14 protein-coding genes are annotated in these 14,256 nt (G+C 51.2%); 8 read left to right on the top strand and 6 right to left on the bottom strand.

Annotated features, from left to right (window positions below; genetic code table 11):
• Window positions 1-26: 26 nt before the first annotated feature.
• Entirely contained in the window at window positions 27-1,118 is a 1,092-nt protein-coding gene (locus tag K7P01_RS22085) for a sensor histidine kinase (protein ID WP_267296757.1), read from the bottom strand.
• A 12-nt stretch (window positions 1,119-1,130) separates the two neighbouring features.
• On the bottom strand, window positions 1,131-1,808 hold the full coding sequence (locus K7P01_RS22080) for a response regulator (protein WP_267296756.1): 678 nt from the start codon (window positions 1,806-1,808) through the stop codon (window positions 1,131-1,133).
• A gap of 280 nt (window positions 1,809-2,088) precedes the next feature.
• Here K7P01_RS22080 and K7P01_RS22075 point away from each other — a divergent pair, with 280 nt between their 5' ends.
• Window positions 2,089-2,511 carry a response regulator gene (locus K7P01_RS22075; RefSeq protein WP_267296755.1) on the top strand — a complete coding sequence of 141 codons (423 nt, stop codon included), beginning with the start codon at window positions 2,089-2,091 and terminating at the stop codon, window positions 2,509-2,511.
• 3 nt (window positions 2,512-2,514) lie between these two features.
• On the opposite strand, the gene K7P01_RS22070 is transcribed toward K7P01_RS22075, so the two are convergent.
• From K7P01_RS22070 to K7P01_RS22055, 4 genes are read right to left on the bottom strand one after another with little or no spacing between them, the layout of a single operon-like run.
• Complete coding sequence (locus tag K7P01_RS22070; protein ID WP_267296754.1) at window positions 2,515-3,459, bottom strand: phosphatase domain-containing protein; 945 nt, start codon at window positions 3,457-3,459, stop codon at window positions 2,515-2,517.
• Window positions 3,456-4,331, bottom strand: a complete 876-nt coding sequence (locus K7P01_RS22065) for a diacylglycerol/lipid kinase family protein (protein WP_267296753.1) — start codon at window positions 4,329-4,331, stop codon at window positions 3,456-3,458. Before K7P01_RS22065 ends, K7P01_RS22070 begins: the two co-directional genes overlap by 4 nt.
• Window positions 4,332-4,383: 52 nt before the next feature.
• Window positions 4,384-6,240: an SAM-dependent methyltransferase gene (locus tag K7P01_RS22060; RefSeq protein ID WP_267296752.1), complete on the bottom strand. Its 1,857-nt coding sequence runs from the start codon at window positions 6,238-6,240 to the stop codon at window positions 4,384-4,386.
• Window positions 6,224-6,829 carry a restriction endonuclease subunit S gene (locus K7P01_RS22055; protein ID WP_267296751.1) on the bottom strand — a complete coding sequence of 202 codons (606 nt, stop codon included), beginning with the start codon at window positions 6,827-6,829 and terminating at the stop codon, window positions 6,224-6,226. Before K7P01_RS22055 ends, K7P01_RS22060 begins: the two co-directional genes overlap by 17 nt.
• Before the next feature lie 184 nt (window positions 6,830-7,013).
• Here K7P01_RS22055 and K7P01_RS22050 point away from each other — a divergent pair, with 184 nt between their 5' ends.
• From K7P01_RS22050 to K7P01_RS22020, 7 genes are all read left to right on the top strand, one after another.
• On the top strand, window positions 7,014-7,487 hold the full coding sequence (locus K7P01_RS22050; RefSeq protein ID WP_267296750.1) for a helix-turn-helix domain-containing protein: 474 nt from the start codon (window positions 7,014-7,016) through the stop codon (window positions 7,485-7,487).
• Window positions 7,488-7,595: 108 nt separating this feature from the next.
• Window positions 7,596-8,078, top strand: a complete 483-nt coding sequence (locus K7P01_RS22045; protein WP_267296749.1) for a universal stress protein — start codon at window positions 7,596-7,598, stop codon at window positions 8,076-8,078.
• 46 nt (window positions 8,079-8,124) lie between these two features.
• Complete coding sequence (locus K7P01_RS22040; RefSeq protein ID WP_267296748.1) at window positions 8,125-9,051, top strand: bestrophin family protein; 927 nt, start codon at window positions 8,125-8,127, stop codon at window positions 9,049-9,051.
• Between the two features lie 68 nt (window positions 9,052-9,119).
• Complete coding sequence (locus tag K7P01_RS22035; RefSeq protein ID WP_267296747.1) at window positions 9,120-9,812, top strand: response regulator transcription factor; 693 nt, start codon at window positions 9,120-9,122, stop codon at window positions 9,810-9,812.
• Complete coding sequence (locus K7P01_RS22030) at window positions 9,796-11,190, top strand: HAMP domain-containing sensor histidine kinase (protein ID WP_267296746.1); 1,395 nt, start codon at window positions 9,796-9,798, stop codon at window positions 11,188-11,190. The genes K7P01_RS22035 and K7P01_RS22030 overlap by 17 nt, the downstream gene beginning before the upstream one ends.
• Window positions 11,191-11,285: 95 nt before the next feature.
• Window positions 11,286-11,615, top strand: coding sequence for a PadR family transcriptional regulator (locus K7P01_RS22025; RefSeq protein WP_254086089.1), 330 nt, complete (start codon window positions 11,286-11,288; stop codon window positions 11,613-11,615).
• On the top strand, window positions 11,612-14,245 hold the full coding sequence (locus K7P01_RS22020) for an ABC transporter permease (RefSeq protein WP_267296745.1): 2,634 nt from the start codon (window positions 11,612-11,614) through the stop codon (window positions 14,243-14,245). Before K7P01_RS22025 ends, K7P01_RS22020 begins: the two co-directional genes overlap by 4 nt.
• The last annotated feature ends 11 nt before the right edge of the window (window positions 14,246-14,256 follow it).

Raw genomic sequence — 14,256 nt, 5'->3', positions numbered from 1 at the left:
AATTGGTAGTGGTGTACCTGTCAGCCTTATTCTTTGGGAAGTCTGACAAAAAAAGAAGCGCCCCGGTTCTCGACGCTTTCAAACCATAGTTCGCCGTCCATGAGCTCGACAAGCTTCTTCGCTACGGGCAGTCCCATCCCGACCGACCTCTCGCCTTTCAATCCGATCCGGCCCTTGCCGGTGTTCTTTTGGAACAGGAAAGCCTTCAGATCGTCAGGTATGCCGATGCCGCTGTCTTTTACAGTAATCGTGAAGTGATCTTCCAATTCTTCTACCATGATATCGATTTGTCCACCTTCGGGTGTGAACTTAATCGCATTAGAGACCAGGTTGTGCAGCGCCTGAAAGAACTTTACGCCATCGATGTTGATGTAAAGGTTCTCCAACTTGGTGATCAGGCGGAATTGTTTGTCTTTATTCGTTTCGACCAGCTTTTCTAATGTGGAACTGATCTTTTCCAGGATGTCGAAGCGGCCTTTTTTTACAAAAATGTGCTCCGATTCCAGGTGTTCCTCCCGCAGCAGGTTGTTGACGATCTCGATACACTCGCGGGTAACATCCTGAATCATACGCAGGTGGTTGTGTATCGCGTCATATTGTTCGCCCTGATAGGATTTCTGTGCGTTTTGAATGAGATTCTCCGACAGGGTCAGCGGTCCGTACAGGTTGTGTGTAATCATATCCAGCAACGTGTCCTTCTTGGCCCCGTAGTTTATCATGTAGTTCTCGTGCTCTTTCATATGGCTCATGTCTTTCACAAAACCAGCCACATATTCGCCTTCCTCCAGTAAATACGCATCACACGATATGTGTTTAACCACGCCACTAGAAAGGCGGATGCGGAACTCAGTGTTGGTAATGCAGCCTGTCGAGATGAGGTCGGCAAAGCGCTGTTGCAGGTAGTGCCGGTCCTCCGACATGATAAAGTCCAGCAGCAATCGCGATTGCGCCAATACATTCTCACGTGTTACACCAAAAATGCCGGTGAACGCCGCGTTAAGATAGTCGAATGAACCCTCTGGCAGCTTGTAAACAAAAACCCCATCCTGTGAAAGACCTCCGATGCGTTTAATGTCATAAAACCGCTCCGCCTGTTGTGTCTCGTGTGATACCTGCATAGAATTAGTTCATTACACTTTTAAAAAACCGCGGGCAGAAGCGTGCGCAATGAGCTCTGCTGTATTTTTTACTTTGGCTTTCAACACCATATTCTTCCGGTGCGATTCCACCGTCTTCTCGGTGATGAAAAGCTGCTCAGCAATTCGCCGGGACGAAAGGCCTTTTGCGATCAATTCCAGCACCTCACGCTCGCGTTTGGAGAAGAACTCGTCCTCACCGCGCAGGGTATCTTCGATACCCGCTAGGAATTTATTAATATTTTTGAGCTTCCGGGAGGTTTCAGTGCAAATATATTTCTTGTCGGCATGCACGACTTTGATTGCCTTGATCAGCTCTTCATATCCGGCCTTCTTCGATACAAACCCCATGGCGCCGGCTTTCATGATTTTGGCCACCCGGTCGGCATCGTCATACACAGAGTGCGCCACGATCCTGATCTTGGGGTACTTCTTGCTGACGATTTCGCAAATCTCAAATCCGTCGATGGTTCTTACTTCTTGCATCCCATCCAGGTAAATATCCAGAAGCAGGATGTCGATATCTCTTTCGTCAATTACTTTCAGGAGCTCTTCTCCTTGTTTTGCTTCTCCTACTACCTCCAGCTCGTTATCTTGATTTAACAAAAACCGGACACCGTCCCGGATAATTTTATAATCTTCTAGATGGAATACTTTGATCTTTTCGGGCATCGTACTGTTTGTTACAACCTTAAAGGTAGAATCGTGGGGATAATTGGATCAAGTGATAGATCAAATAGTTGTAAAAATCAGGGAAATCCCTGATAGAATGTCAGAGGGTAACCGTCTAATATTGAAGGTATTTACCGACGACTTCACAGCATACATAAATTGTTCGTGCATTGAATTATAGAATAGTAGTGCTATCGTTTTTTATATGTAAAAATTGTGCCATCCACCGAGCTTGTCCGAAGCACCACCACAGCGCACGTATACGTCAACAATACATGTCATGAAATCGTTCTATAGTATCAGACATGTTTACTATGCCGATGACGATCCTGACGATCGTTTTCTTTTCCAGGAAGTAGTCAGTGAGATCGATGTGTCACTACAACTTACACTGGCCGACAGTGGACATGCATTGCTCGATACTTTACGCACGACACCAACGCTTCCGGATGTTATTTTTCTCGACTGGAACATGCCTGTTAAGAATGGCTTTCAATGTTTGAAAGAAATTAAACAGCACCCACGTCTAAAAGACATTCCGGTAGTCATGATTTCCACTTCGTCTGAAAACAGCGTAAGCCGGGCAACACTCGAAGGCGGAGCTTTTCAGTACATTCAGAAGCCTGTGTATTTCGCTCAGCTCAAGACGCTTATTTACGAATGCCTGCAGAATATTGTCGCGTTGCGCCACGAGACGCAATGAATATCACCAGTTCAACGACGTCGGTAAATTTTCTTCATAGTATAGGGTGATATTTTGTTCCCGTAGCCGGGCTTCTGTCTTTTTAATCAAGGCTTGCGCTGAGGAGGATCGCCGCGCCTTCCGAATTAATATATACCGGATGTTATCCGGGTATTTCTCCGAAGCAGTCAGATAGATCGGGAGATCCTGTTGCGTGTTGTCACCGACTAATGCAAATCGTTTATCGGGAAACAATGCCAGGATTTGATCCAGCATCTTTAACTTGTGAATGCCGGGCACACCTACCTTCCGGTACAAAAACACATCCCGGAGCTTGCGTAACTGTTTTAGGAATAGTGGCCCCGTCGGGAATTTGTTGTGTAGCAGGAACCTGTATATCAACGGATATAAATTTTGTTCGCTGTTAGAGAGGTATAAAACCGTTCCTCCTTGTTGCGCCGCATCTGACATCAGCTCACGCATGTTTTTAACCGCCCCACGTTTTTCAACTGGCGTAAAGAGCAATGTCCGAAGCTTTCGGAACTTGTTGCGAATGAACGAGTGTAGCAGCGTATCATCAATGTCGGACACCATCACCATGGGACTGACGACATGATGTACGGTGAGCAGGTATAAGCCTTCTAACAGTGTCACTTCTCCCCCTGCGTTCAGTGTAACGCGTTGCAACGCGCTTGATATTTGTTCGACAGGATGTTTGAAGAAAAATGCGCCCGTAGCATCGGTTTTTGCCGACATCGAGACCGGGCCGAAGTGTAACGTGACAGAAGTATGCGCTACCGGGCGCGTGCGGTATAAGGCAAACAATGTGCGGAATGTGCGTCGTGGGCTGTACGCCGTAAAGCTCAGGTCGTTTAACCGTGTTGTGGCGATTTGACCAAACATCAGTGCTTCCTTTCCATTGGAGAGCGCATAAAAGCTTAGCAGTACAGGTATCTTTTTAATACTCATGATGGAATCAGCAGGGGAATAGCGGCGGCAAGTATCCGGACGGTCAAATGATCCGTCATGCCCATATACTCGCCATCGATCTGAAAATGAACCTTTTCACTAATGTGTATCTCGGCCTCGCGGCAACAGATGACATCGGCAAACATATTCTTATCGATAAAGACGTTCAGGGCTGTGAGCCCGGCTTTGATCGCGGAGTCCAGTGCGATATGTTCTACATTGCAGATCTCAAACTTACCGTCTGATACCGATCCTTCGGAGATGTGAATACCTGTACCATATTTGTGTGCGTTGGCAAAGGCCAACATATATCCCTCCTTCTTGTATTCCTGCTCGGGTGTTTTAATGGTATAGTGCAGCAGCGGTGTGGCCTGCGTAGAGGCGATCAAATGTTTGGCATATCCCAACATGCCACGCGATTCATCCTCGGAGTATTCTTTTACCATCAGCGCATTGATGCCGATATCACCTAAATGTATACACAGGTGTTTGTCGTTGAACTTCAACAAGTCCAGGGGATGTGTGCGCTCGGCGCGAACGACCGCCTCGACTGCCTCGACGGGGTTCGCCGGAATGCCGATCGCCGTGGCGAAACCGTTAGCCGATCCAAACGGAAGTACCCCAAACGGAATCTTCCGGTTGAGTATGTTGCGCGCGACCATCTGCAAGGTGCCGTCACCGCCGCCCGCTATGATCCGGTCAGGTTTATACGTGTGGAGTTGCTCCTGAATAGCATTGTCGTCGTCCACACCGGTGGTATACATAAATTTAAAGTCGAACCCCGTTTCCACGGCCAGCGCATGGATGCGCAAGATGGCCTTGTCAATATTTTTGTTTCCGGAGGCAGGATTGATTACAAAAAGTATTTTCATGGATTTTTAAGGACAGTCGGGTGACGAATAGGATAAGTAAAAAACTATGCCACTACTGAAATATTCGCGTCGCTGCTTCCCGGCAGGTGAACCGGATAGCGTCGCGCATGGCCTCGGTTACAGGCAAACTTTTATCCGAGGTTAACCTGTATAGTAAATCCTCTACATCGCGGTCCGTTTCGCGTTGCCAGTCGGTATTTGTTTTCCAATCCCGGATGATGCGACGCCGGTATACGGCCTGGATCCCCGCTCCGGCAGCCGCGGCAAAGACGTCTGAAATATGTGGTATTGCGTGATGTACTGCCACAATAAAGGAATGTTCCAGCGTTGCATCATATGCGGCAAGAGCGTCTTCAAAGACGTCAGTCGTGGGTGGGTATGTGTAGGGCAATGTTCGTATATCGGTTTCGTTGTTAACATCCTGTAGCGCCTGCAGAAGCGTATCCAGGGTGACACGTGTTTGGTGCAAGGTGTGATCCAACTGGTCGATTTCTTGTCGTAACGATGACACGTCAGCATGCCCCGTCGGCGTGACGCGGTGAATATAAGGCACGACGGAGAGGCTGAAGGTGTTCCGGGCAATCTCTTCCCGGGGAACACAAACCGCCAGTTCCTCCTGGTTTTCGTAGCGGGCATAGGCAGCGGTAATGCGTGTGATATCTTGCGGACGTAACACATGTTGCTTTCGTCCCGCTTGATAATGTTGCCGGGCGTCGATAAAAAGTACCTCGTTACGTGTTCGTGATGGCCGAAGGATCAGGACTGCTGTCGAGGCCGCCGTGTCAGAGAAAAGATTGACCGGCAAGGCAATCACCGCATCGATCACGTTGGCGTCTATCAGTGCCCGCCGAATTTTCGCCTCAGCGCCCTGCCGCGACAGCGCGTTTAGTGTTATCAGGATCACGGCCCGGCCGCCGGGCGCCAGCGTGGCCAGTATATGCTGTACATAGGCGTAGTCACCTTTGCCCCGGGGTGGAAGCCCGTGCCGGAACCGTTGGTGTTGATCTGCCCGTGCTTCGGGATAGCCCCAATGTTTCAGGGATATCATCAGGTTGGCCACGACCACGTCAAACTTCATCAGCGTGCCGTCTTCTTCCAGAAAGCGCGGATCGGAAATACTGCTGGCGCCTTCCAGCCGAACGCCCGCCAGCCCGTAGAGATGCGTGTGTATACGTGCCAGCCGAAAGCCGCCGTCGTGATGCTCCTGGCCAAACGCCGAGAAGTCGGGCGATAGACGTGCATTCCGGGCGCGGGTATGCTGAATGGTAGGAACCAGCAGTGAGCCACAGCCGCATACGGGGTCGCCGATGCGTTCTCCGGCCCGCGGCGCGGCCAACAACGCTACCAGATGGCTGACTGCCGATGGCACGAACAATGCCTTATAGTGGTTCTCACGTGCGTGCGCCAGCTTCTCCAACAGATAGTGAAATGCCTCACCGGCCGCGGTGTCGAACGCCGCACGCGACAGGTATTTCAACGACTGCCGGATCGTCTCGGACGCGCCGCCCGTCGCACCAGGTTTACAATTGTTAAAATCAACGTCTCGAAATATACCCTGCAACGTATCGGGGTTACACGCATCCAGTTGTTGCAATGCCTGGATTACCCGCGCAGGGATGTCGTCTCTTTCGCGGTGCAGCAACAGGTATTCAAACGAAGATTTCTCAGGCAGCTGAAAACGGTAGAACATCATCATGCGTGCCACCTGGGGGTTTCCGGCACCGTACCGCTTCTCATAGATCGCTCGTTGTGTACGCCAGCCGGTGCTGATCGTACGCAGCAGCAAGAGCCCTGCTGTATATTGCAGGCTGTCTGCGAAGGTGTAGGTTCGCGCCATCATTTTATACACGCGCCAGAGTAGCTGGTGGCGCGTCACAGTATCGGGCGTAAGCTCATGCGCAAGGGTCATACAGGGCGGGGGTTGACACAACGGTTAATAATTGCCGGGCGATAAGCTCGGTGCGTCGCTCCTGGATTGTACGCAGCAAACGCATTTCCTCCCGGCGCAGCCGGTCGATGGTGGCGATAGCTTGTTGCCGTGCCAGGGGTGGCACCGGCAGCGTGATCCGTTCGATGACATCTTTGTTGATATTCGGTGTACGCTTTCCCGAAGCGTGCGTTTTCAGGTAGTGTTGTACGGGCGGCTGGTTGATATACCAGGCCAGGTAGCCGGGATCGATCTTTTGTACATTGGGGCGGAGAATAAAAAACGCCGAGGCCGGTACCACGCGGGGCAAAACCGGGGTATACGCCGTCGCATAGTTGTTAGCACCCTTCGCCAGGAACAGTACATCCCCGGCCTGCAGCAGGAATTTCTTCGGCATAGTATCAAAGCTGATACAGGTGAGCGACGAGCCGATGGCGGTATAGTGTTCTTCCAGGTCTTTCATTTGCAGCACGTGCAGATTGCCGCCGGGCGTTTGTGAAAGCTTGTTACGGAAGGAATAGCCGGCCCATATACCGGATAAAACAGCGGGAAGTTTTTCTACGGGAATCATACCAATGGCGATTAACGGTTAACCAAAGTACTTGCATAATTGCTACGATGCAAGTTTTATGAAAATGTATTTTTAAGGTATTCTGCTGACGCTCACGTGGGTATACTATATTCCGGGCATTCGTTGTGAGACTGATAAAAACAACAGATTTTTACCATCACTGTTAGCAATTTATGTACAATTTATGGCGTCTGAAAAAGAAGAACCCATTCACCACGGCAGAAATTTAAAGCGCTTTCGCGAGATGGTAGGAGTCAAACAAGAATCCCTGGCCGAGCAGCTTGGGCCGGGTTGGTCTCAGAAAAGAATATCGTTGTTAGAAGGGAAAGAGCTCATTGACGATCCCACCCTGCGCGAGGTGTCAGACAAGTTAAAAGTTTCTCCCGAGATCATCCGGCTGTTTAGCGAGCGGGTTGCGCGCGAGTGTGTCCTTCAGTCGTTTGAGCAACGGCCCGAAGGACCGTCCGTCGCGCCGGCCTCCGTCCCCGGCGATACCGTAACAAACGCCTCGCTGCGCTCCTTCTTAGATCACTGCATGGCTATGGTCCATGAAAACAAACGGCTCTACGAAGAGCTCCTGCGCTGCGAGCGCATGCGCTCTGCCACCCTGGAAATGCTCGTGGGCGGCAGTAGAGATTCGCCCCTGACGGGCGTCTAGCCACTCTAATCGCATTTTAATCCGCTTCTTAAACTGTTTTAATCGGGTCACCTCAGCTTTGGGGAAGACAACGAGGTAGAAAGTATTTTCACTTTAACAGAAAAGAAGATGATCAAGCATGTTCTCATCCCCACCGACTTTACCGTAAAGTCCTTACAAGTAGTCCGCTACGCGTTGGAAGACGCCGGGACAGCAAAGCTGAACATTCTTTTGTTCCACATGGTCGACATTCCGCATTCGATTACGGATCTGCTATTCTTTTCCAAAGAGCAGCTTCGGAAAAAGCTCATCAACCAGGATTTTAAAGACGCCTGCGCGGTACTCCGGAATAAATACGCATCATCGGTTGCTGATATCCAATGCGAGGTCTTTTATGGCAGCACCGCGGCGGTCTTTGAAAACTATGTAGACGCCCGCAACGTGGATGTCATCATGTATAATAAGTCACTGATACTGAAAAAGATCGATGCCCGTAGCGTGGATCCGTATGCACTGATCCGCCGCTGTCGCAAGCCGCTTATGGACATTAGCCATACGGCCACGCAACAGGAAGGGCAGGTGGATCTGTTCACCATTTTGTCTGGCACGTAGCCTATACCCGTGCGATTGAACATTATTCTAACGAAAACAGGATCAGATGCTGCTTAAGAATAAAATACCGTTAACGTATGCCCTTGGGAAGATCCGCAAAGAGATCATTCTCGTCACAGCATACGCCGTACTGATTGCACTGGTATACGACAAGTTTCACTTCACACGTATTTCCATACCCCTGTCGGTGCCAATGGTTATGGTCACCGTACTGTCGTTGTTGTTGGCTTTCAAATCCAACCAGGCCTACGATCGCTGGTGGGAAGCCCGCACCATCTGGGGCGCGATTGTAAACGAATCGCGTACGCTGGCACGACAGATTGCCACTATGACGTATACCGAATACGATACAGAAGCGCTCGACACCTTTCGCGATCGTTTCATCAAACGACAGATTGCCTGGGCGTATGTGCTGGGACAATCCTTACGGGGTGCGCGTACCTTTAAAGGATTAGAAGACTTGCTCGTTGACACAGAGCGCAATTACATTGAACGCTACGATAACAAGTCCTTCGCCCTGTTGGAACTACACGGTCGCGACCTGAATTTTGCCATGCGGAAGAAGTGGCTGAACAAATACCAGCAGGTAGAGATCGACGGTACCGTTACGCGGTTGTGCAATGCCATGGGCCAATGTGAGCGGATCAAGAACACGGTATTCCCTTCTACGTACAGTTTGTACATACGCTTTGCCATGTACTTTTTCATTATATTGCTTCCGTTTGCCTTGATCGAGATGTTCGGACTGATGGAGATTCCCATGGTCGTGGGGATTGCCTCTTCGTATCTGCTGATCGAAAAGATGGCTATCCACCTCCAGGATCCGTTTGAGAACCGACCCACCGACACGCCCGTCACCGCGATTGCGGCTACCATCGAACGGGATCTGCGGCAGGCGCTGAACGACCTGCACTCCGACCACCATCAATCTTTGGCCGCCCAAGGCAAGGAGCACGACTACTACATTATGTAGTCGGGCTTCCCGCTCCTGGCAAACGCTTCGCTTGAAACTATCCGTAGAAGGTGACTAACTTTGCAGGTATGAAGATTCTTTTGGTTGAGGATGAGCTGAATGTGGTGTCGTTCATCAAACGTGGGTTGGAGGAAGAAAACCATGTCGTCAGTGTCGCCATGGATGGCCTCTCCGCGTCTGAGATGCTCAAGCAGAACGTCTTCGATCTGGTGCTGCTCGATATCATGCTGCCCGGTAAAAGCGGCATCGAGATTTGCAAGGAACTGCGCCAGGAAGGTAAAACCATGCCGGTGATTATGCTCACGGCGCTGGGCTCAGCTGAAAACACCGTGACCGGCTTGGATAGTGGTGCGGACGACTACATTGTAAAGCCGTTTAACTTCAACGAGCTCATGGCACGTATACGGTCCGTTTCGCGGCGGGCGAACCCCCGGGCATCCGACAGCCGGGTCCTCTCGCTGGCAGATCTTTCTGTTGACATCGAAAGTAAAACCGTAACGCGCCAGGGCATTCCCATCCAGCTCACCGCAACCGAGTTCCGTCTGTTGGAATACTTGTTGCGCAATCGCCGGCGTGTATTGTCACGTGTCGATATACTCGAGAATGTGTGGGATATTACCTTTAACCTGGGCACCAACGTCGTAGATGTATACGTCAACTACCTGCGAAAAAAGGTTGATAAGGAATTTGAGCCCAAGCTTATTCATACCGTTATCGGCATGGGCTATGTATTGAAAGAGGCGCATGAAAATACAAACTAAGATCGCACTGCTGTTCAGCTTGTTGACGGCATCTTTTATCGCCCTGCTCAGCTTGCTTGCCTATTACTTTGCCAGCCAGCATGCATTCCAGGACTTTTACCGCCGCCTCGACATCCGTGCCATTATCGCTGCAAAGGCCGCCTTTGAAGAGAGCGAGTCCGACACCCGTACCTACGAAGAAATCCGGCAAAAACATCTGGAGAAATTTCCCACCGAAGAAGAATATTTTCTGCAGGTAGACGACGAAGGGATGGTTATTCCCAATTCGAAATATACCTTGCCCCTATCCTCTGATTTTTACCGCGATGTCATCCAGGATCGGTATGGTACATTCCGGCATGGCAATCGTTTCTATACCGGCATACTTTATACCGGCCACGCTGGCCGCTACGTCGTGATCGTATCGGCGACCAACGAATACAGCGAGGCCTACACACACAACCTGCGCAACATTTTTTTTATCGGCACATCGCTATCCGTGCTGGTGGCCTTCACCGTCGGCATGTTGTTCTCCAAACAAGTGCTGGCACCCATCCGCCGCATCACCACCAAGGTGCAAAACATCAGCTCTACCAATCTTCACATGCGTCTCGACGACCATGACGGCACCGATGAGATTGCGCAGCTGTCGAGTACCTTCAACAATATGCTCGACCGCCTCGAAACGTCGTTTGAGTCGCAAAAGAACTTTATCAGCAACGCCTCGCATGAGCTGGGTACACCGCTTACTGCGATCATTGGCGAAGCCGAATACGCGCTGCGCAAGTCACGCGACGAAGAGGCCTATCGCAATTCGATCAAGGTCATGCTCGACGAAGCCAACCGGCTTAAACACATCACCGTCAGCCTGCTCAGCCTGGCGCAAACAGGCTTTGATGGCAAGAAAGTCAACTGGGAGCGTATCCGTATCGACGAGCTTCTCTTCACGGTTTTTAATACTATCCATAATATTCATGCCGATAGCCAGATATACATTGATCACAAGTTATTTCCGGAAGATGAGTCGTTACTGACCATCGAAGGCAACCAACAACTGCTGCACATGGCGTTTGGCAACATTATTATGAATGCTTGCAAATATTCAGACAATCGCCCCGTCTCCGTAGCGATCGGCGCCAGCGACCGCGACGTGATCGTATCGGTTGCCGACCAGGGCATTGGCATTCCAGAAAGTGAATTGAAGTATATCTACGATCCCTTCTTTCGCGCATCGAATACACGCAACTATAAAGGATATGGTATCGGTTTGCCGCTTTCGCGCAACATCATTCGCCTGCACAACGGGCAGCTCACTGTCAGTGCGCAGGAAGGCAAAGGCACACAAGTACAAGTACGACTGCCCATCGCCAAAGAGTATACGCCCCTGCCGATGATGTAATCGGCCCAGCCATCCTACCCCACAAATATAACACATTTTTTTATTTCTTCTTAAAAATAGAAACATATCTTTGCTTCCACACGTACACCGCATATATGAAAGGCTATCTGGGAGAATTTGAAGAGCTGGTTTTGCTGACCATCGCTGCCTTACAAGAGGGCGCCTACGGCGTCGGTATTAAAGAAGACATCGAACAGCGCACGGACCGGGATATCAGCATCGGCGCGTTGCATGCAACGATCACGCGGTTGGAAGAGAAAGGTTTTATTGAATCGTGGCTGGGCGACCCTACGCTCGAACGCGGCGGCCGCCGCAAGCGATTCTTCCGGCTGACAGCAGAAGGCAAGGTAGCGCTGCACCATGTCAAGGCGCTACGCGACGAGCTCTGGCGTATTTCCAAAGTCAACCTGGCCCTCCCCAAATGAAGACTCTCCCACGCCCACCGCGTTTGCCGGAGCGTATCTTCCGGTGGTATAGTTCCGGTGCCCAGGTAGAAGACCTGCTGGGCGACCTCGAGGAAATATACCAGCAGCACCTCACACGGATGCCCGTACGAAAGGCCCGGCGCTTGTATTGGCGCAATGCCCTGGTGTTGTTATTCTCCTACGCTGTCAAGCGGCGTAAACAACATGCGGCCCATCATCCCCTATCGTCAAACGCTTACCCTTTTATGATGTTAAAAAGTTATTTTACCATCGCGGTGCGCAGCCTGGCGCAGCAACGATTCTTTACGATACTGAACGTAGCCGGCCTCGCCATTGGCATGTCCATCAGCTTATTATTTATTGCCCTGCTGACGTATGTCAGCGGGTACGATACCTTTCATGTACGCCGCGACCGTATTTATCGTGTTACTACGCAGGTGCTGGACGGCGACAACAACCGCACGTATGCATCCGCGCCCGCACCCCTGGCTGAAATGCTTCAGCACGAGTGCGCCGCGGCGGGTACCATCGTGCGCATTCAAAACCGTCTGGCCAGTAACGCACGCTATAAAGAGAACGAAGTGCCCCTCGCAGGATACTTTGCCGATCCAACATTCCTGCAGGTGTTTACCTTCCCGCTGCTCAAGGGAAATCCGGCCACGGCACTGCTGAAGCCCAATAGCCTGCTGATTACCGAAAAAGCCGCGCATAAGCTTTTTCGCGACGAAGACCCACTTGGCAAGATCATTACCTTGAAAGAATACGGTGACTTCGAGATCACCGGTGTACTAAAAGATCACCCCAAGAACTCGCATATGCAGTTTGAAGTCATCACCTCGTATGAAACCCTGCTCGCCTGGCAGAGGGCACATCCGCAGGCCACCGACGCCTGGCAGGAGTTTCGCGGCAGCTATATATATTTTCTGCTGGCCGACCATGCACCCGCCACCGACGTCGAGGCGTATTTTCAAAAGGCAACACCGTCTATCTATACTCAACCTGATAAATTTCAGGCAGCGTTCCACCTGCAGGCGCTGAACGACATCGTACCGGGGTCGGAGCACGCCAACGAGATCGGCCCGGAGTGGGGATACGCCTCGCTCTATATTTTTGGTGCCCTGTGCCTCCTGATCTTGCTGCCCGCCTGCTTTAATTATACCAACCTGTCCATCTCCCGTGCGTTGAAGCGCGCCAAGGAGATCGGGTTGCGCAAAGCCATGGGCGGTCAGCGCGCACAGATCTTCCAGCAGTTCATTACCGAAACTGTACTCATCACGTTGTTGGCGCTGATAGGCGCTTTCGGACTTTTTCTGCTCATGCGCCAGGAGTTCCTTTCGATGCTGGTGTCCTCCGACGCCCTCGAGCTGAACGCCGATCTACCCACAATCCTATGCTTCCTGATCTTTGCGACCAGTGTCGGGTTCGTAGCGGGTATATTCCCCGCTGCGTATTTCTCCAGGCTCAATCCGGTGCAAGCCTTGCGCAACACCATACCCCACGGCGCCTGGGGTAGTATGTGGATACGAAAGTGCCTCATGGTATTTCAGTTCGCGCTGTCGCTGGGCTTTATCATGAGCGTGGCCATTGTGCTGAAACAATACCGGTCGGCGCTAACCTTTGATTTCGGATTCGACAAAGCCAACATTGTCGATGTAAACCTGCAAGGCGTCGACCCGCAGCGTTTTCGCAACGAGTTCTCGAAGCTATCGGCCGTACAAACGATATCCCTGTCGTCGAACGTGCTCGGCACCTCCTACCCGGAAGAGACCTGGGTCAAACAACCTGACCAGATCGACTCGACGCAGGTGTTTGCGATGTCAATCGATCAACATTACCTCGGCAACCTGGGGCTAACCCTTCTCGCGGGCGAGAACTTTGGTGAGGCCCCCGGCGAGCAGGCGCATCACATCCTGGTCAACGAAGAGTTCCTGCGCGTATTTAAGCTCGGCACCGCCACCGGGGCGGTAGGCAAAACGCTGATCCTGCCGGGCCAGGGCATGGTATCCATACGCGGCGTGGTGAAGGACTTTTATTACCTGCTGTTAACGGAACGCGTTCAGAGCTTCTTCTTTCGCTATAGTATGCAAGACGTTTCGTATGCGAATCTTAAAATCGCCTCGAACGATATCTTCCAGACTTTTACCGACATGGAAAGCACCTGGAAACAACTAGGCACCGATGCCCCGTTCGAAGCCCGGTTCTTTGAAGATGAAATCGAGGACAGCTACGTCGGGTATTTCTCGATGGTAAAGATCTGCTCGGCATTGGGCATACTGGCCATTTCCATTTCTTGCTTAGGGTTGCTGGGCATGGTGGTCTATGCAACCGAAAACCGGACCAAAGAAGTAGGCGTCCGCAAGATCATGGGCGCATCCACGGCACAGCTGGTAGTGCTGTTGTCGAAGTCGTACTTTCGCCTGCTGGCGGTTGCCATCATGATTGCTGTGCCCATCACCTACCTGCTGTTTGATAAGGTGTTTCTACGCATTCAATATTACCACATAGATATTGGCGTAGCCGAGATCGTCATCAGCATCGTGCTCCTGCTTCTCCTGGGTTTAGTCACCACGCTGTCGCAAACCTGGCGCGCTGCACGTGCCAACCCCGCAGACACTGTGCGCCACGAATAAATAACGGGCTA

It is taken from the genome of Parachryseolinea silvisoli (genome assembly GCF_021190955.1).
Taxonomy (GTDB): domain Bacteria; phylum Bacteroidota; class Bacteroidia; order Cytophagales; family Cyclobacteriaceae; genus Ohtaekwangia; species Ohtaekwangia silvisoli.
This window is presented reverse-complemented; position numbering and strand designations above follow the sequence as displayed.